The organism is Ferrovum myxofaciens (assembly GCF_000735045.1).
Lineage (GTDB): Bacteria > Pseudomonadota > Gammaproteobacteria > Burkholderiales > Ferrovaceae > Ferrovum > Ferrovum myxofaciens.
Genome location: NZ_JPOQ01000063.1, coordinates 1 through 15,949, shown reverse-complemented (window position 1 = coordinate 15,949; position 15,949 = coordinate 1). Strand labels below are relative to the sequence as shown.

Sequence of the window (15,949 nt, the reverse complement as noted above, 5' to 3'; positions counted from 1 at the left end):
TCCCCCGCCGTTTTTTCTGGGCTTTCGTGGGCGGGGTCCTGTTGCTGTTTGGCGCACGCATGGCCGGCGGGTGCACATCCGGCCACATCATTTCCGGGGGCATGCAACTGGCTTACAGCAGCCTGCTTTTCGCCCTGGTGGTCTTCCTCACTTTTTTGACCACAGGGCGCCTGTTCTATCGTCAGGGCAGGGTAGGGTAATCGGTATAGCCGACGCGCGGATCGGGACGACCATAACCATAAAAACTTTCCACCTCGAAGGGGGTGAAAGGCTGCCTCTCTGCGATCCGCCGAGGCAGATCCGGGGTGGAGATGAAATATTTTCCGAAGGCCACGGCATCGGCTTTTCCCTCCGCTACCTCCGCCTCGGCACTGGCTGCCGTAAAGCCTTCATTGGCGATGAGGACTCCACCAAAGCGACGCTTGAGTTCCGGGCTGAGACGAACCGTTCCTAGGGATTCGCGAGTACAAAGGAAGGCCAGGTGTCGTTTTCCCAATTGTTCGGCGACATAGCCAAAAGTGTGCAGAGGATCGCTGTCTCCCATGTCGTTGGCATCTCCCCGTGGGGCGAGATGGACCCCCACTCTCCCTGCGCCCCACACCGATACCACCGCATCGGTGACTTCGAGCAGGAGGCGAGCCCGGTTTTCCACCGGTCCCCCATAGTCATCCGTCCGTAGATTGGTGCTGTCTTGCAGGAACTGGTCGAGGAGATAGCCATTGGCCCCATGAATTTCCACTCCATCGAAACCGGCGCTCTGGGCGTTGAGTGCTCCCTGCCGATAGGTTTCCACCACCCCAGGCAATTCGGACAGTTCCAGGGCGCGGGGCGTGACGAAGGGGCGCTGTGGGCGCAACAAATTCACATGTCCGGCGGGGGCCACGGGACTGGGGGCAACGGGTAATGCCCCCTCCAGATAATAGGGATCGGAAATTCGTCCCACATGCCAAAGTTGCAAGAGGATGCGCCCTCCTGCGGCATGGACGGCTTCTGTGATCTGGCGCCAGCCGATGATCTGTTCCTCGGACCAGATCCCCGGCGTGTCGGGATATCCAACGCCCTGAGGGGATATTGCTGTGGCTTCGCTCAAGATCAGTCCGGCACTGGCCCGCTGGACATAATATTCTGCCATCAATGCATTGGGCACCCGTCCAGTGCTGGCACGGCAACGCGTCAAGGGCGCCATGATGATCCGGTTGGGTAACGAGAGATCACCCATGACAAGGGGAGATAACAAAGTGGTCATTGAAAAACTCCAAATAGTACGAAGACGAACCATTCTGACATGGTTTCAGCCAGAAGAAAAGTCCAAGGTTGCTGTGGTTGCTTTGAGACAGTGGAAAAAAAGAAGAGTAGAATCGCTGCACTCAACAGTTCGGGGTGTAGCTCAGCCTGGTAGAGTACTACGTTCGGGACGTAGGAGTCGGAGGTTCGAATCCTCTCACCCCGACCAAGAAACGAATTCTATATCTATTTGATAGTAAATCGTTTTTTAGATTATTTGCGAATTTCTTCAGAGAACCATTCTGGCAGATTTTACTGCTGGTGACCAAATGGTGACTATTTGGAGACTTTCTGGTGACTAAACGGTTTTGCATTCGGCAACCACAACCTGTTTTTGACGACTGCGCCCGGTGACTTTTCTCGGACCAAAACTAATCCCACAACGCGGTTTCTTTTTTGGTCAGTTATTCCTTCTGCGCTTTCTGATCCACATACTCCATGACATCGCTCACTTTGCAATTAAAAAATCTGCAAAGTTGATCAATGTTGTCAGTCACCGTGCTGTGGCCTCGCTGATTCACTAGTTTGGACAAGGTTACGCGATTAATCCCCGTTGCTTTGGACAACTCGGTAAGCGTCACCCGCCCATCACCCCTGAACTGTCGTTCAGCGATCAACTCCTGTAATTTGAACCGTATCATCGTATCTATATATTAACATCCGAAAAATAATATTTGCAATTTGTTTTTTTCTGTGTTAATATTTCTATACGGTCGATAACTTATCGCATCGATCGTAAATCCTAAACACTTTTCAACGAGGGTTATTATGGCTCAAACCTATCTGACGACAGAAGATCTGTCGAAACGAATCCACTACGATACGTGGACCATCCGCAACCAACTCAAGGACAGCGTCCTGTTGGAGGGCATTCATTATTTTCGCCCATTTGGTCGGAGGAAAATTCTTTATATTTGGGAGAAGATCGAAGAGGACATGATGAAAGGCATATCCTCGATGACCATCCCCATGGCTAATGGAGGACATTGCCATGGCTAGCATTCAGGTAAGAAAACGCACTGGGTGTCTGATCATCGATTTTTACTATCAGGGTTTGCGTTGTCGCGAACAGACAGCACTAGCAGATACAGTAGCCAACCGAAAAAGGTTGGAAAAAGTCATCGAGCGTATTGAGACTGAAATCGCATCGGGCACTTTTCGCTACAAGCAATTTTTTCCAGGAAGTCGGAATGCGGGTCGGTTCAAGGTATGCCCGGAACCGGGGACGCCAAACGCCGAACTATCGATGGCAGCATTGCCAGCGTCACTCTCGAAACTCCCGCTATTCCGGGATTTCTCAGAGACTTGGTTTTCTGAAAAGGAAGTCGAGTGGAGAAATTCCTATCGCAAGGGGATGCGGGCCGATATCGACAAAGTTCTGATTCCTGACTTCGGGGAAATGGCGGTCGACCAAATCACCAAGTCAGATGTTCTTACCTTTCGTGCCAAACTGTCCAAGGTCACGGCGCGAGGCAAGACTACCATGTTGTCGACTCGAAGAATCAACAAGATCTTCGAGCCATTGCGACAAATCCTCAACGAAGCAGCCGACCGCTTCAATTTTCGCACAGTCTTCCAGAACATCAAAGCATTAAAAAATCGGAAATCTGATATTCATCCGTTCACGCTTGACGAGGTGAGCCTGATTTTGCGGACAGTTCGCCCGGACTATCGAGCCTATTACACAACTCGTTTTTTTACAGGGATGAGGACATCCGAGGTAGACGGGCTCAAGTGGAAATTCATTGACTTTGACCGGCGGTTAATTCTGGTCAGAGAAACCATTGTGGATGGTCAGGAGGAATATACCAAAAACGATGGATCGCAACGCGAAATCCGCATGTCACAGATGGTCTATGACGCCCTGAAACTTCAGGAAAAGGCGACTCGTCATCTCTCTCCATACGTGTTCTGCAATACATTGGGTACGCCATTGGCCCACAAAAATGTGACCAATCGGGTCTGGTATCCCCTGTTGCGCCATCTTGGGTTGGAATTACGGAGACCTTACCACTGCCGTCATACGGCCGCCACGCTGTGGCTTGCCGCCGGGGAAAACCCTGAGTGGATTGCCCGGCAAATGGGTCACACCACCACCGAAATGTTGTTCAGGGTGTACTCCCGATATGTCCCCAACCTGACTCGACAGGACGGTAGCGCCTTTGAGCGTCTGTTGCTCCAAAACCTGACTGGAGTTGCCCAGAATCATTCCAATATTGTCCAAGAACAAAACGAACCTGAGGTGAGCCATGAATAACGCCACGAACATTCTTGCTTTTCCGGCTGATTCCGAAACCAGCCATGCCAACCCAAATGCTGCCCCATGCACTGAGGGGATGCCTCCTATATTCCGCGTGACGGCACTGGATTACCAACAGGAAGCGCGCTGTGTCCGCTATCAGGCCCACCTGTTCCATGACAAGGTCAGCCTGACGGTGGAGTGGGCCAGAGGCCAACCTGATACCCGGCTCCATCCCTTTTGTTTGGTCAGCCCTCGCTGGAACATTCGTCCCATTTCCCATGGGGGAGCCATCCAGATTTCACGACTGGTTTTGATGGAGCATCCTGAACCGGAAGAAAATCTCTTCAGGATGGTCCCCCACGGTTGGGTAAAAAATCGGGAACTGGTCAAACAGGCCGCTGAACTGATCGATAATCTGCCAAGGCCATATCGCTTTCTGTTCAATGCGATTTTCTGGAGTGGCGATCGGTTTCACCGCTACTGTACAGGCCCGTCATCCATGAACGCTCACCACAATTATGATTGTGGAAATTTAATGCACAGCATTGAACTGGCCCTATGGATGTGGAAGTCAATCCAAAAAGCAGAGATTGAAGGGGGTGCGTATTTTTATTGGCCTGTGGACACTACCAACCCCCATTCTGATCAAAAAACAATCCAAAACCCCAAACTGATCCTTTTTGATATCCTTTCCATCTTCGTCCTCTATTCCTGTAAATTTTACAGAATGTCGGACTCTATTATTTTCAGGAGATTATAGTTAAATCTGGTGTACCGCAAGGTTACCCGGAGAAACGTGCGGATGTACAATATATCAACCTCCTGCGATAACCATTTGAGAAGGTTTCCCAAATTTCTGAGCGATGGCCCGCGGGTAAAACGAAATGATAAAGGAGAACGGAGAATGAACGGCAAGTCCTACACGCCACCCAAGGTATGGACATGGAAACCCGGAAATGGCGGGCGCTTTGCATCCATCAACCGCCCGACTGCCGGAGCGACGCACGAAAAGGCACTTCCGATGGGCAAGCACCCGCTGCAGCTTTATTCCTTGGCCACGCCAAATGGCGTGAAGGTGACGGTGATGCTCGAAGAACTGGTTGTACTCGGGCATCAGGGGGCAGAGTACGATGCATGGCCCATCCGCATCAACGATGGTGATCAGTTCGGAAACGGCTTTGTCGAGATCAACCCCAATTCAAAGGTACCAGCTCTCCTGGACCGGAGCGGTCCCAATCCGATCCGTATTTTCGAGTCTGGTGCGATCCTGCTTCATCTCGCGGAAAAGTTCGGATCGCTCATGCCATCGGATCCGTCGGGCCGAGCCGAATGCCTGTCATGGCTATTCTGGCAGATGGGAAGCGCTCCTTTTCTGGGAGGCGGCTTTGGACATTTCTATGCCTATGCACCGGAAAAGATCGAATACGCAATCGACCGCTATGCGATGGAATCGAAACGTCAACTGGATGTGCTGGACAGGCAACTGGCCGGAAATCGTTATGTCTCCGGTAATGAATACACGATTGCCGACATTGCGATATGGCCTTGGTATGGGCAACTCGTGCTCGGGGAACTCTACGGCGCAGCAGAATTCCTTCAGGTCCATGAATACCGGAACGTGGTTCGATGGGCTCAGGAAATTGCAGCACGGCCTGCGGTAAAGCGGGGGTGCCTGGTCAACCGAACCTGGGGGCCGGAGCAACTCCCGGAGCGTCATGCTTCTTCAGATTTTATCTAACCAGAATTTCCATGACAAATTTTCATAGACCAGAGAAGGGATATCTCGGATGTAGTTGAAGTTGAAGCAGGCAAGAACTATTATTTGCACTGCAGTTGTGGCAAGAGTGCCGCGCAACCATTTTGCGACGGAACACATCAGAAATTCTAAGCATGTACGCCAGGATTATTCATGACTGACCGCGTTCGAAAGGAGTGACAAATGGAACAAAGAAAACTGGGCAGCCAGGGTCTTATCGTGTCCGCGCTGGGACTGGGTTGCATGGGGATGTCGGAATTCTACAGCGGTCGTTCCGAAGTGGCTGCATTCGCCACCATTGACCGCGCACTCCAACTTGGGGTGAGCTTTCTCGACACTGCAGACATGTATGGGGTCGGCAGTAACGAAGAATTGGTCGGAAAGGCGGTTCGTGGCAGACGCAACCAATTCGTGATTGCCACCAAGTTTGGCAATATGCGCGGTAGCGAAGGTCAGTTTCTCGGGGTTAATGGAAAGCCGGAATATGTGAAGCAGTGCTGCGAAGCAAGCCTCAAACGCCTCGGTATTGAAGTCATCGATCTCTACTACCAGCACCGGGTAGATCCCAATGTGCCGATTGAGGAAACTGTAGGTGCGATGTCTGATCTCGTGCATCAGGGCAAGGTGCGCTACCTCGGGCTATCCGAGGCCGGCGCGCAAAGCATCAGGCTCGCACATGCCGTTCATCCCATCTCCGCGTTGCAGACGGAATATTCGTTATGGAGCCGGGATCCTGAGGAGGAAATACTTTCGACCGTTCGAGAGTTGGGGATTGGATTCGTGCCCTATAGCCCTTTAGGGCGGGGATTTTTGAGCGGTCGCATCAAGAGCATAGATGACCTCGCTCCCGACGATTATCGGCGCCACTCGCCACGATTCCAGGGGGAAAACTTTCAGAAGAACTTGGCGCTGGTGAAACAAGTCGGGGAACTCGCTGCGGAAAAACACTGCACCGCCGCTCAGTTGGCGCTCGCCTGGGTGCTGGCACAAGGCAAGGATCTGATTCCGATTCCCGGAACCAAACATATCAACTTGCTTGAAGAAAATATCGCCGCGCTCGATATTTCGCTGACCACCGATGACCTGAACCGCCTTGATGCAATCATGCCTCTCGGAGCTGCTGCCGGAACACGCTATGCTGCACCACAAATGCTGGCGGTAAATCGCTAGCGAAGCGCGGCAGATTCAGATCGGGTTGAGTTCCCAAGAGTGAAATAGTTTCCTGAAAGACGCCGGAATGATCGAACATGCCCTCAAATTCATGTCGATTTGGTCTCGGGTGAAAGTTTTTCTATAACGAACACGGATTCAGGGTCAACATTCTAATGCTCATCATCGCTTTTATTCTTGCCATTTATAAGCCGAGTTTCAGGCGCGCCCAAGGTTATAGTGGACCCTGAAATCAAGACAGTAGTTATGCTGTGCGCTGTCCTGGCGGGTTTTGGCCAGGGTGGCGGCAGACAGGGCATAGTGCGCGGCGCGATTAAGCCGACGCGGTAATTTTTTGATTCAGGTTTGCTGGGCATATTGCTGGATTTTTCTGATCCTTTGCGCCAGAGAAATGTGTTCGCATGATTGTTGAATAAATTCGGGAACTATTCTCCACTGTCGTGGTCCCCTTCACCAGGGGTGTGGTGTAGGTGGACGCTCCTGAAGGGTTTTTATGATCAGACCCGCTGATGCTCTCCGCTGGAGATCACCGTAGTTCGGGCGGCTTGCCTATGACCGGTTTTTTGCCGAAATAAGGAGTCCCTTTCGAATGTTGACAGAACCTGCCAGCCAATCTCTCTATCCGCTCAAGAATTCGATCGACATCTTTCCGTGGGATGATAATTTTGAAACCGGTCTGATACAGATCGATGACCAGCACCGTGTTTTGGTCTCTCTGCTCAATACGTTGGCCAGCCATGTGGCCTTTCGGTCTGAAATCATTTCACTGGAGGAAGTGTTTGATGCGCTGACCGAATATACGATCTATCATTTTAAAAGCGAGGAAGCGATCTGGGCAAAATTTTTTGCTGAAGATCATTCGATGGCAGAGCATCTGGCGGTCCATGAACATTTCATACAGACGTTGACTGCACTCAAGGAAGCCCGAAAGAATGCATCTTCCGACCAGGTGGCCCACGATGCTCTGGAATTTCTGACCCGCTGGCTCGCCTCTCATATACTCGAAAAAGATCGCTGCATGGCCTACACCGTCCTGGCCATGCAGGAGGGATTTGCTTTAGAAGAGGCCCAGGCTCAGGCCCATCGGCAGATGAAGGGCGTGACACGAACCCTGATTGATATCATCCTGTCGCTATACTCCGCACTTTCCTCCAATACTCTGAACTTGATGCGAAAACTGGATGAGCATCAAAAAATGGAAGAAGCCTATCGGGAACAAAGGCGACGCATGGAACATCTGGCACGTTTCGATGCCCTGACCGGGTTGCCAAATCGCGTCCTTTTGACCGAAAAAGTACAGGAAATAATCAATCTGTCGGAGTGTTCCCGGAATTTCCTGGCCATCATCTATCTGGATCTGGATGGGTTCAAAGTCATCAACGATACCTACGGTCATGAAGTGGGTGATCGCGTCCTGATCATCATGGCGGAAAGGATCCAACGCATCGTGAGAGGTCAAGATATCGTGTCGCGTTTGGGGGGTGATGAATTCATCGTGGTGATTCGTGATATTCCCGACTTCGATACCTGCATCCCGTGGTTGGCGAGTTTTTTGACGGCAGCGGGGGAGGTCATTCCCCTCGATAAAGGACGTACCCTGACTCTGTCTGCCAGTCTGGGGGTAACTTTATACCCCCAAAATGAGGAGATTACCCCGGATCAATTGTTTCGCCAGGCCGATCAGGCCTTGTATCAGGCCAAACAGGCGGGCAAGAATTGTTATCACGTCTTCGATATGGTCCACGATCATGAGGTTCGGGATCATCTTGAAAATCTGGAACATATTCGACTGGGTTTGGAGCGCCGGGAGTTTGTCCTTTATTACCAACCCAAGGTCAACCTTCGGACTGGTGCTATTCTTGGGTTTGAAGCATTGATTCGTTGGCAGCACCCTCACAGGGGACTGTTGTTGCCCGTCCAGTTTCTGCCCATGGTCGAGAATCACCCCTTGGCCCTATCTCTGGGAAACTGGGTCCTGGATACGGCGCTGAACCAAATCGAAGACTGGATGACCCAAGGGTCACCCTTTATCGTCAGCGTGAATGTCTGTGGTCAGCAACTTCAAGCACGGGGATTTACCCAGCAACTGCGAGACACCTTGGCGCGTCGTCAAAAGGGTGTGGCTCGATACCTGGAACTGGAAGTTCTGGAAACCAGTGCGCTGGAGGATATTTCTCTGGTTTCCAAAGTCATTCACGACTGTATAAGCCTGGGGGTTCAATTTTCGATCGATGACTTTGGAACCGGCTATTCTTCACTTTCCTATCTCAAACGTTTGCCAGTACATACTCTGAAAATTGATCAGAGTTTTGTACGCGGCATGTTGGAGGATCCGGAAGATCTGGCAATTTTGGTGGGCGTGCTGGGTCTGGCCGAAGCTTTTCAGAGAAAGGTTATTGCGGAGGGCGTAGAAACACTGGCTCACGGAGAGATGTTGCTGGATCTGGGGTGTGAAGGGGCTCAGGGGTATGCCATCGCACGCCCCATGCCCGTCGACAAAATTGTCCATTGGGCCGCCAGTTGGCAGGTTCCGCTCTCATGGAGGTTTCGCCCCGTGCTCAGCAAGGATGATCTATCGTCCTTTATCCGGTGCGCAAGTCAACAAGCCACAAAAGAGGCAAAACCAAAAAGGTAGGAGCATCCGCATGAGTTTGGATTCACTGTTAGACCATGGTCTCCCGTTCAACCCCGCACTTAACCAGGAAAGTCGGAATTCCCTCGCCGAAAAACCTCACGAGCCAACGCTCGAGGTCAGGTCGGTACCGAAAGCCACCATCACACAGCAGGATGTTTTGATGTTTTTGAGAACATTGCCTGCGGAAAGCATCGACTTGATTATCACCGATCCGGCTTACAGCGGAATGAACCAGCATTTATTGTTGGGAAGGGGGCGGATTGTTGGCAACTATCAGGAAAAAGGGGAAAACCGGTGGTTTGAAGAATTTCATGACACCCCGGAAAATTATGGTCAGTTTTTATCCGAATGCAAGCGAGTACTGAAAAATGACCGGCATCTGTTTCTGATGTTCGATTCGTTTTCGATGCTGTCCCTCGGGGCCATGGTCAGGGACTTCTTTAATGTCAAAAACATCATCACCTGGGATAAAGTGAACATCGGGATGGGGCATTATTTTCGTAGACAAACCGAATTCATACTGTTTGCATCCAAGGGAAAGCGCCCGGTCACCCGGCGGGATATACCCGATATCTGGAAAATCAAAAGACTTTACCGGGCTTCCTATCCGACGCAAAAGCCGGTTGAACTTTTTGAAGCCATGGTTGCTTCAAGCAAAGCAAAAAGCGATACGGATTTTGTAGTGTGCGATCCCTTTGTGGGGTCCGGAAGTTCTGCCATCGCAGCATTGAGACAGGGCTCTCATTTCGTGGGGTGCGACACCTCCGAGAAAGCGGTTTCACTGTCTCGCAAGCGGGTTGACGCATTCCTGAAGACGGGTATGGACATTGAACAAGAAAAGCCGGCTTTCGATGAGGCCATCCAGAAGAAGTTTTGGTGATCGTTGCGGGTTTGCCTATTCGACACGAGCTTGCTGTGCCGAAATAGCGACTTCCCAGCACGCCTGCAACTGGCAATCGACAGAGTGCACCACCTCTCGATCCAATTTTTCATCATCGACCTGCTCCTTCAATATTTTCATGATCTCGTCCGGACTGAGCGGATCACGATAAGGTCGCTTCTGCGCCAGTGCCTGGAACACATCGGCCACTGCCACGATGCGCGCCTCCAGAGAAAGGGTGCTTTGGTCCAGATGATAGGGGTAACCCGAACCATCCATGCGTTCATGGTGTTGCGCGGCCCATTCGCTGATCTTTTCCATCCCCTTGATGTTTTTAAGGATATTGTAGGTGTCAAAACTATGTCTTTTGATTTGAGCGCGCTCTTCCAGGGTGAGTTTGCCTGGTTTTTCCAATAACGCATCCGGCAGCCTCAGTTTGCCAATGTCATGCAGCAATCCTGCCAATTCGAGCATTTCGCAGCGTTCTTGCGGTAGATTCCATAGACTTCCGATAAATTTTGCCAATCTGGCCACGCCATCAGAATGCGCTTTTGTGAAGGGACTCTTGGCATCGACGACATAGGAAAAGATAAGCATGATGCTGCGGAGATCCTGAAAATCAATTTTCTGAACGGAAGTTTCAGATAACCATGTGTTCGAATATCCGTCCACATGTTCGTTCTCCAGAGAGAACCAGAAAGCTTCGGATCGGGAGATTGACAGGAAGGCCTCAACTAATTCTTCACAAAAAAAGTCGCCCTGTTTTCCCTGAATTTTCTCCCGAATTTCGTCCTTGAAAAGTAATAGATTGGGGTTGTCGATCTGGGAAGAGAGGGACAACATATCCACTCGATCTGCCAAATAAATGCAGTTGGCGATCTGCTTGGTTTCCATGGGTAATGCCATGTCTTTTAGTTCAGACCAATGGGTATGATGATGGCGCACCATCGGGGCGATTTTCTCCAGCAGGGGGCTGGACTGCAACAGGGAAGCACCAATCTTGCAGTGTTCGCTTTCCTCTTCCCATTCGAACTGAGAAAGCCGGGAGTGAACAACCGTTTTCGCTACCCCGATATCGTGCAATATGGCCGCTTCGAACAAGTCATCCATGCATTGTCCAGGCCAGTGGAGATATTTGCCACACTCAGCGGCGATGAATGCTACGCGTTTGCCGTGCCGGATATGGGTGATACCGACCAAATCCAGTGCGTTCGACAAGGAATAGAGGGTTTCGTGCAGATTAATGTCAAACGTAGACATTTGCTTTCCATTTCAAAGAGGAAAAGATTCATCTGATTCTACCACTTAAAGCCTTGCTCTTTGAAGACACGCTCAAACTCGTTCACAGGCATCGGGTTTCCGAAGAGATAACCCTGGAAATTAACACATTGATGTTGTATAAGAAAGTCCTTTTGTGCAGTTGTTTCCACTCCTTCCGCAATCACTTCCATGCCAAGGTTATTCCCCATGGCGATGATGGTTTGTACAATAACGGCCGCATCGTTATTTTCGGGTATGTCATGAATAAAACTCTGATCAATTTTAATTTGGTCAAGAGGTAGTTTTTTAAGACTGGATAAAGATGAATGTCCTGTGCCAAAGTCATCCATTGCGAATTTAATGCCTTTTTTCTTGAGCGCCTGCATTTTTTTGATTGTCTCAGAGATGTTGCCCAGCACCATGCTTTCAGTGATTTCCAGCGTAATGCGTGCTGGATTGATATCGACGGACTCAAACACATTGATTATCTTTTTGACAAAGTCTTCCTGTTGAAATTGGCAGGCACTGATGTTGACAGACAGATGTAAATTATCTTTTAATGGTCCGTTACCCCATATTTTAAGTTGACGACAGACAGATTTCATGACTTGCAAACCGATCGGAATAATCAAGCCGGTTTCCTCTGCAATGGGAATAAAATCATCAGGAAGAATCATTCCATGAACGGGATGCTGCCAGCGAAGCAATACTTCGGCACCAACAATCCTGCCGGTACTATTTACTTGTGGCTGATAATAAAGTTCAAACTGTTGTCGAGACAATGCGTGTTTTATCGACTCTTCCAGGGAAGATCGGTTCTCGATAGCAGTCTGCATATCAAGATCAAAAAACCGAATAGTGTTACGGCCAGCTTTTTTAGCCTGATACAAGGCGATATCAGCACGTTTCATCAGTTCATCAATAGAAAATTGATTCCCGGAGAATATGACAATGCCAATGCTTGGTGTGATATGGCGATTATGATTGGCGAGTTGGTAAGGCTGATTGAGAATGGTCAGAATTTTCTTATTAATGGTCTCAACCTGAAATTCGGCCTCTTGTATATGATTGCTTAAATTTTCCAGAATAATCACAAACTCATCGCCTCCCATCCGAGCGACGGTATCTTCCTGCCGCATACATGCGGTGAGTCGTTGAGCAGTTTGTTTCAACAATAAGTCACCGATATCATGACCCAGCGTATCGTTCAGAGTTTTGAAATTATCCAGGTCAATGAAAATTAAAGCATTATGCAGGATACTACGCGTGCTGGAGGCCAGTGTATGCTGTAGTCGGTCGATAAGAAGCCGACGATTCGGCAGGCCAGTCAGGGAATCGTAGAACGCCATTTCATTAATCTTCTGGCGTTGTATATTCAACTCGGAGATATCGCGTCCCACTCCCATGACCGTAACAATTGAGCCGGATGAATCATGCTCTGCCGTCAGTCGGATATGATTACAGAGTTCCTTTCCAGTACGACTTTTTATATTCAATTCGAACTCGATGTCTCGACCCGTTTCAAATACCTCCTGAATCTTTGCTTCATAAGCAACGTAATCCTGGCCTCCAGGAAATTCAGAAGGTTTCTTTCCCAGCAAAAATTTTTCGCCACCCTATGTCAGTGTGGATAACGCCAGATTGACATATATACGACGGCACTCACGATCGTAGCGAGCGATGGTATCGGGGGAGTTTTCCACCAATGTTCTCCATACCTGCCCACGAACAGCAAGCATTTCCTCATTGCGCTTTCTGTCATCGATATTAAATGTTACGCCGATAAAACGTCTGCCACTGTTATTTTCATCGCGATCCATGATTTTGCCGTAGTTGGCATACCAGACCCATGCACCGCTCTTGGAAAGAACCCTGAATTCACAACGGTATTGCGTTGCAATACCCCTTAAATGATTATTGATCGCGGTTTTAATCAGAGGAATATCTTCGGGATGGACGATTTTAAAAACATCGTCCATGAAGGAGAGTGATTCTTCTTCGCCATAACCGAGTTCAGTGAAGACTTTGCTCGTCTTGCAGATTACTTCACCGGTAACCAGATCGTTTTCCCAAAGATCCAGACCGGCGGCTTCCAGGGCAAGTTCCAGACGTTCCTTATTGGCATCCTGTTCAGACATGCCTGTACCTCGAACTAAAGCAAGCGAGTGCGCCATAATCCCTTAGTGTAGTTTCTTTCAATCATCCGGACAATCGCCTAGGCTAGTCCATTTGTTATACGGCTTCTTCCAGAAGTTCCAGACGAGCATGGCCTATTACGGAAATCCCGGAAAACAATGCCAACCCGCCCATGAGCAGGGCGACGGCGAGATCCGGCCAAGCGGTTCCAGTACCAAGCACACCGGCTGCCGCTGCCATCACAGCGATATTTCCGATGGCATCGTTGCGGCTGCACAACCACACCGAGCGCATATTGGCATCACCCTTTCGAAAAGCATAAAGCATCAGTGCGACACCTCCATTAGCAATGAGTGCCAACACGGCGATCGCCCCCATGATGGATGGCTCCGGAGGTAGACCGCAGAAGGCGGCCCAGCCCGTTTTACCGAGAATGAAGAGCCCGAACGCTACCATCGATGCGCCTTTCATCAAAGCGGCGCGTGATTTCCATGCCAGCCCCATGGATAAAACCGCCAGAGAAATTCCATAATTTGCGGCATCGCCAGCAAAGTCCACGGCATCAGCAAAGAGTGAGACAGAGCCTGATTTCAGGCCACCGCCAATTTCGATGGCGAACATTATGACATTGACGATCAACGCAATCCACAGTGCTTTGCGGTAGCCTGGACTAAGTGTGGTTTGCGGTGCACAAGCAGAATTGCAGCAACTCGCTGACATTTTTCCTCTCCTTAAGAGTGATTTTCCGAACATTACACACCCTGTAGTTGCTCCAAGGTCAAGCGTGTAGAATAAGAAATTCTATCTGTCAGGGGGAATCTTATGAAATCCGCCATGCGTATCGGCGAATTGGGGCAATCTACCGGCGTCGATATCGAGACGATCCGCTACTATGAAAAAACGGGTTTACTGAAAAATCCGGAACGGAGCAGTAACGGATACCGTGCGTATGGGCCGGAGCACCTTGAACGGCTGTCCTTCATCCGCCATTGTCGAGCACTGGACATGCCGTTGGCGGATATTAAACGGCTGCTGGAATTCGTGGAGAACCCTGCCGCAGACTGCGGTGGCATTGACCAACTAATCAGCACACAACTGTCAAGAGTTCGGGCGCGGCTGAAAAGTATGCGAGCGTTGGAGCAACAACTGACTGCCTTGCGAAATAGTTGTGATACCAACCATAGCGCAAGTGAATGCGGCATTCTCCATGAGTTGGTCGCTGCAGCGCAGGGAGAGACCTGTGCCTGCCATCGGAATGCGCCAAGTGCCACTACACCTGATCCCCCCTCTGACAAAAGACATAAAGAATGAATATTGGTATGCACAGTGGCGTTGTCGCGGCGCTAGCGGCAGCAATCCTGTTTGGTGTGAGCACCCCTCTGGCTAAATTGCTCCTGGGTTACATGAGTCCTTGGCCATTGGCTGCGTTGCTCTATCTCGGATCGGGCATCGGATTATGGATCGTGCGTCGTTTTCGTCGTATGCCAGCAGCACATTTCGAAAGTGGAGACTGGCAATGGCTGGTAGCAGCGATTGTGGCCGGCGGAATGATTGGGCCTGTATTGTTGATGCTTGGTCTTTCTGCGATGCCGGGGTCGGGTGCATCACTTCTGTTGAATGCAGAGGGAATATTTACGACACTGATGGCCTGGTTTGTATTCAAAGAAAATTTCGATCGCCGCATCGCGTTGGGCATGATTGCCATCGTCGCTGGAACTATGGTCTTGAGTTTTCCGCAGGAGATGCATTTTTCGGAGGCATGGCCCTCACTGGCCGTATTGGGCGCCTGCCTTGCCTGGGCCATCGATAACAATCTCACTCGTAAAGTGTCCCTATCTGACGCATCATTTATTGCAATGACCAAGGGATTGGTGGCAGGCATGACCAATCTCGTGCTGGCACTCCTGACAACAACTCATGCTCTCTTGCCTGGCATTGGGATCGTGGTCTCTGCAATGCTATTGGGATTCGCCAGTTATGGCATGAGCCTCACCTTGTTTGTTATCAGTCTGCGCCAACTTGGTACTGCACGTACCGGTGCGTATTTCTCCGTTGCGCCTTTCTTCGGGGCATTGCTCTCCATTGTACTACTTGGTGAATCGATAACGACGCCTTTACTCATGGCTGGAGCACTGATGGCACTGGGTACCTGGCTGCATCTGACCGAGCGTCATGAACACCGACACACGCACGAAGAGATGGAACACGACCATGCGCATATTCATGATGAACATCACCAGCATGTACACGATTATCCGGTGGCCCCTGGTACCAAACACCGCCATCTGCATCGCCATGAACCACTGACACACGTTCACCTGCACTTTCCGGATGCGCATCACCGACATCGGCATTAGCCTCTCTAAACATGCGCCGTGCAATGGTCCTGCCTTTCGCCAAGTACGAATCCCACTCTTGGTAAATATCACTCCAGCCAGTAGCAAACGAAGTCGGCGTGAAGCCCCCGGTGTCAGGGAAGATGTCGCGTCACCCGAGTTGATTTAATTTTGGACTGGGGGCGGAAAGTGAACGGAGATGAGCGGATATTCTGAGGAGCGCAAGACGGCGGTGTTGAGGAAATTATTG

16 protein-coding genes, 1 tRNA gene and 1 pseudogene are annotated in these 15,949 nt (G+C 50.3%); 12 read left to right on the top strand and 6 right to left on the bottom strand.

The features are described 5' to 3' along the window. A partial coding sequence (locus IV91_RS0108495) for a YeeE/YedE thiosulfate transporter family protein (protein ID WP_031597600.1) occupies positions 1–200 on the top strand: 200 nt, incomplete at its 5' end. Here the strand turns inward: IV91_RS0108495 and IV91_RS0108490 are convergent. Continuing rightward, entirely contained in the window at positions 182–1,246 is a 1,065-nt protein-coding gene (locus IV91_RS0108490; protein ID WP_031597598.1) for an alkene reductase, read from the bottom strand. The two genes, IV91_RS0108495 and IV91_RS0108490, sit on opposite strands and share 19 nt — an antisense overlap. A 130-nt stretch (positions 1,247–1,376) precedes the next feature. Between IV91_RS0108490 and IV91_RS0108485 the strand changes: the two genes are divergently transcribed. Continuing rightward, positions 1,377–1,453, top strand: a tRNA-Pro gene (locus IV91_RS0108485). Positions 1,454–1,688: 235 nt separating this feature from the next. On the opposite strand, the gene IV91_RS19725 is transcribed toward IV91_RS0108485, so the two are convergent. Beyond that, entirely contained in the window at positions 1,689–1,925 is a 237-nt protein-coding gene (locus IV91_RS19725) for a helix-turn-helix domain-containing protein (RefSeq protein ID WP_031597596.1), read from the bottom strand. 127 nt (positions 1,926–2,052) lie between these two features. Here IV91_RS19725 and IV91_RS0108475 point away from each other — a divergent pair, with 127 nt between their 5' ends. From IV91_RS0108475 to IV91_RS0108445, 8 genes and pseudogenes are all read left to right on the top strand, one after another. Then, the gene (locus tag IV91_RS0108475; RefSeq protein WP_031597594.1) at positions 2,053–2,283 is read left to right on the top strand and encodes a hypothetical protein; all 231 of its coding nucleotides are present in this window, start codon (positions 2,053–2,055) and stop codon (positions 2,281–2,283) included. Then, positions 2,276–3,541 (top strand): Arm DNA-binding domain-containing protein, encoded by a 1,266-nt coding sequence (locus tag IV91_RS0108470; RefSeq protein WP_084190008.1) that lies wholly within the window; start codon positions 2,276–2,278, stop codon positions 3,539–3,541. Before IV91_RS0108475 ends, IV91_RS0108470 begins: the two co-directional genes overlap by 8 nt. After that, positions 3,534–4,286, top strand: a complete 753-nt coding sequence (locus IV91_RS0108465; RefSeq protein WP_051862389.1) for a hypothetical protein — start codon at positions 3,534–3,536, stop codon at positions 4,284–4,286. The genes IV91_RS0108470 and IV91_RS0108465 overlap by 8 nt, the downstream gene beginning before the upstream one ends. Positions 4,287–4,430: 144 nt before the next feature. Then, complete coding sequence (yghU, locus tag IV91_RS0108460) at positions 4,431–5,264, top strand: glutathione-dependent disulfide-bond oxidoreductase (protein ID WP_031597590.1); 834 nt, start codon at positions 4,431–4,433, stop codon at positions 5,262–5,264. Between the two features lie 18 nt (positions 5,265–5,282). Further along, positions 5,283–5,405: pseudogene (locus IV91_RS19720) on the top strand (CDGSH iron-sulfur domain-containing protein); the annotation flags it as partial. Between the two features lie 60 nt (positions 5,406–5,465). Continuing rightward, on the top strand, positions 5,466–6,452 hold the full coding sequence (locus tag IV91_RS0108455; RefSeq protein ID WP_031597589.1) for an aldo/keto reductase: 987 nt from the start codon (positions 5,466–5,468) through the stop codon (positions 6,450–6,452). A gap of 589 nt (positions 6,453–7,041) precedes the next feature. Next, positions 7,042–9,087, top strand: coding sequence for a putative bifunctional diguanylate cyclase/phosphodiesterase (locus IV91_RS0108450; RefSeq protein WP_051862387.1), 2,046 nt, complete (start codon positions 7,042–7,044; stop codon positions 9,085–9,087). Between the two features lie 10 nt (positions 9,088–9,097). Continuing rightward, on the top strand, positions 9,098–9,967 hold the full coding sequence (locus IV91_RS0108445) for a DNA-methyltransferase (RefSeq protein WP_051862386.1): 870 nt from the start codon (positions 9,098–9,100) through the stop codon (positions 9,965–9,967). A 15-nt stretch (positions 9,968–9,982) separates the two neighbouring features. Here IV91_RS0108445 and IV91_RS0108440 read toward each other — a convergent pair whose 3' ends face one another. The 4 genes from IV91_RS0108440 to IV91_RS0108430 form a co-directional block, all read right to left on the bottom strand. After that, positions 9,983–11,227: an HD domain-containing phosphohydrolase gene (locus IV91_RS0108440; RefSeq protein ID WP_031597585.1), complete on the bottom strand. Its 1,245-nt coding sequence runs from the start codon at positions 11,225–11,227 to the stop codon at positions 9,983–9,985. Positions 11,228–11,265: 38 nt separating this feature from the next. Further along, positions 11,266–12,828 carry an EAL domain-containing protein gene (locus tag IV91_RS15780; protein ID WP_051862384.1) on the bottom strand — a complete coding sequence of 521 codons (1,563 nt, stop codon included), beginning with the start codon at positions 12,826–12,828 and terminating at the stop codon, positions 11,266–11,268. Positions 12,829–12,843: 15 nt separating this feature from the next. Next, positions 12,844–13,365, bottom strand: a complete 522-nt coding sequence (locus tag IV91_RS16810; RefSeq protein WP_051862382.1) for a PAS domain-containing protein — start codon at positions 13,363–13,365, stop codon at positions 12,844–12,846. A gap of 94 nt (positions 13,366–13,459) precedes the next feature. Continuing rightward, positions 13,460–14,083, bottom strand: coding sequence for a cation transporter (locus IV91_RS0108430; RefSeq protein ID WP_031597584.1), 624 nt, complete (start codon positions 14,081–14,083; stop codon positions 13,460–13,462). A gap of 114 nt (positions 14,084–14,197) precedes the next feature. Between IV91_RS0108430 and cadR the strand changes: the two genes are divergently transcribed. Together cadR and IV91_RS0108420 are read left to right on the top strand one after the other, a co-directional pair. After that, entirely contained in the window at positions 14,198–14,674 is a 477-nt protein-coding gene (cadR, locus tag IV91_RS0108425; protein ID WP_051862391.1) for a Cd(II)/Pb(II)-responsive transcriptional regulator, read from the top strand. After that, positions 14,671–15,720 (top strand): DMT family transporter, encoded by a 1,050-nt coding sequence (locus IV91_RS0108420; protein WP_031597580.1) that lies wholly within the window; start codon positions 14,671–14,673, stop codon positions 15,718–15,720. Before cadR ends, IV91_RS0108420 begins: the two co-directional genes overlap by 4 nt. Positions 15,721–15,949 lie beyond the last annotated feature (229 nt).

Excerpts from the sequence above, each read along its gene's own strand:
- IV91_RS0108490 (WP_031597598.1), bottom strand. The coding sequence starts at position 1,246 with ATGACCACTTTGTTATCTCCCCTTGTCATGGGTGATCTCTCGTTACCC.
- IV91_RS19725 (WP_031597596.1), bottom strand. The coding sequence starts at position 1,925 with ATGATACGGTTCAAATTACAGGAGTTGATCGCTGAACGACAGTTCAGG.
- IV91_RS0108475 (WP_031597594.1), top strand. The coding sequence starts at position 2,053 with ATGGCTCAAACCTATCTGACGACAGAAGATCTGTCGAAACGAATCCAC.
- IV91_RS0108470 (WP_084190008.1), top strand. The coding sequence starts at position 2,276 with ATGGCTAGCATTCAGGTAAGAAAACGCACTGGGTGTCTGATCATCGAT.
- IV91_RS0108465 (WP_051862389.1), top strand. The coding sequence starts at position 3,534 with ATGAATAACGCCACGAACATTCTTGCTTTTCCGGCTGATTCCGAAACC.
- yghU (WP_031597590.1), top strand. The coding sequence starts at position 4,431 with ATGAACGGCAAGTCCTACACGCCACCCAAGGTATGGACATGGAAACCC.
- IV91_RS0108455 (WP_031597589.1), top strand. The coding sequence starts at position 5,466 with ATGGAACAAAGAAAACTGGGCAGCCAGGGTCTTATCGTGTCCGCGCTG.
- IV91_RS0108450 (WP_051862387.1), top strand. The coding sequence starts at position 7,042 with ATGTTGACAGAACCTGCCAGCCAATCTCTCTATCCGCTCAAGAATTCG.
- IV91_RS0108445 (WP_051862386.1), top strand. The coding sequence starts at position 9,098 with ATGAGTTTGGATTCACTGTTAGACCATGGTCTCCCGTTCAACCCCGCA.
- IV91_RS0108440 (WP_031597585.1), bottom strand. The coding sequence starts at position 11,227 with ATGTCTACGTTTGACATTAATCTGCACGAAACCCTCTATTCCTTGTCG.
- IV91_RS16810 (WP_051862382.1), bottom strand. The coding sequence starts at position 13,365 with ATGTCTGAACAGGATGCCAATAAGGAACGTCTGGAACTTGCCCTGGAA.
- IV91_RS0108430 (WP_031597584.1), bottom strand. The coding sequence starts at position 14,083 with ATGTCAGCGAGTTGCTGCAATTCTGCTTGTGCACCGCAAACCACACTT.
- cadR (WP_051862391.1), top strand. The coding sequence starts at position 14,198 with ATGCGTATCGGCGAATTGGGGCAATCTACCGGCGTCGATATCGAGACG.
- IV91_RS0108420 (WP_031597580.1), top strand. The coding sequence starts at position 14,671 with ATGAATATTGGTATGCACAGTGGCGTTGTCGCGGCGCTAGCGGCAGCA.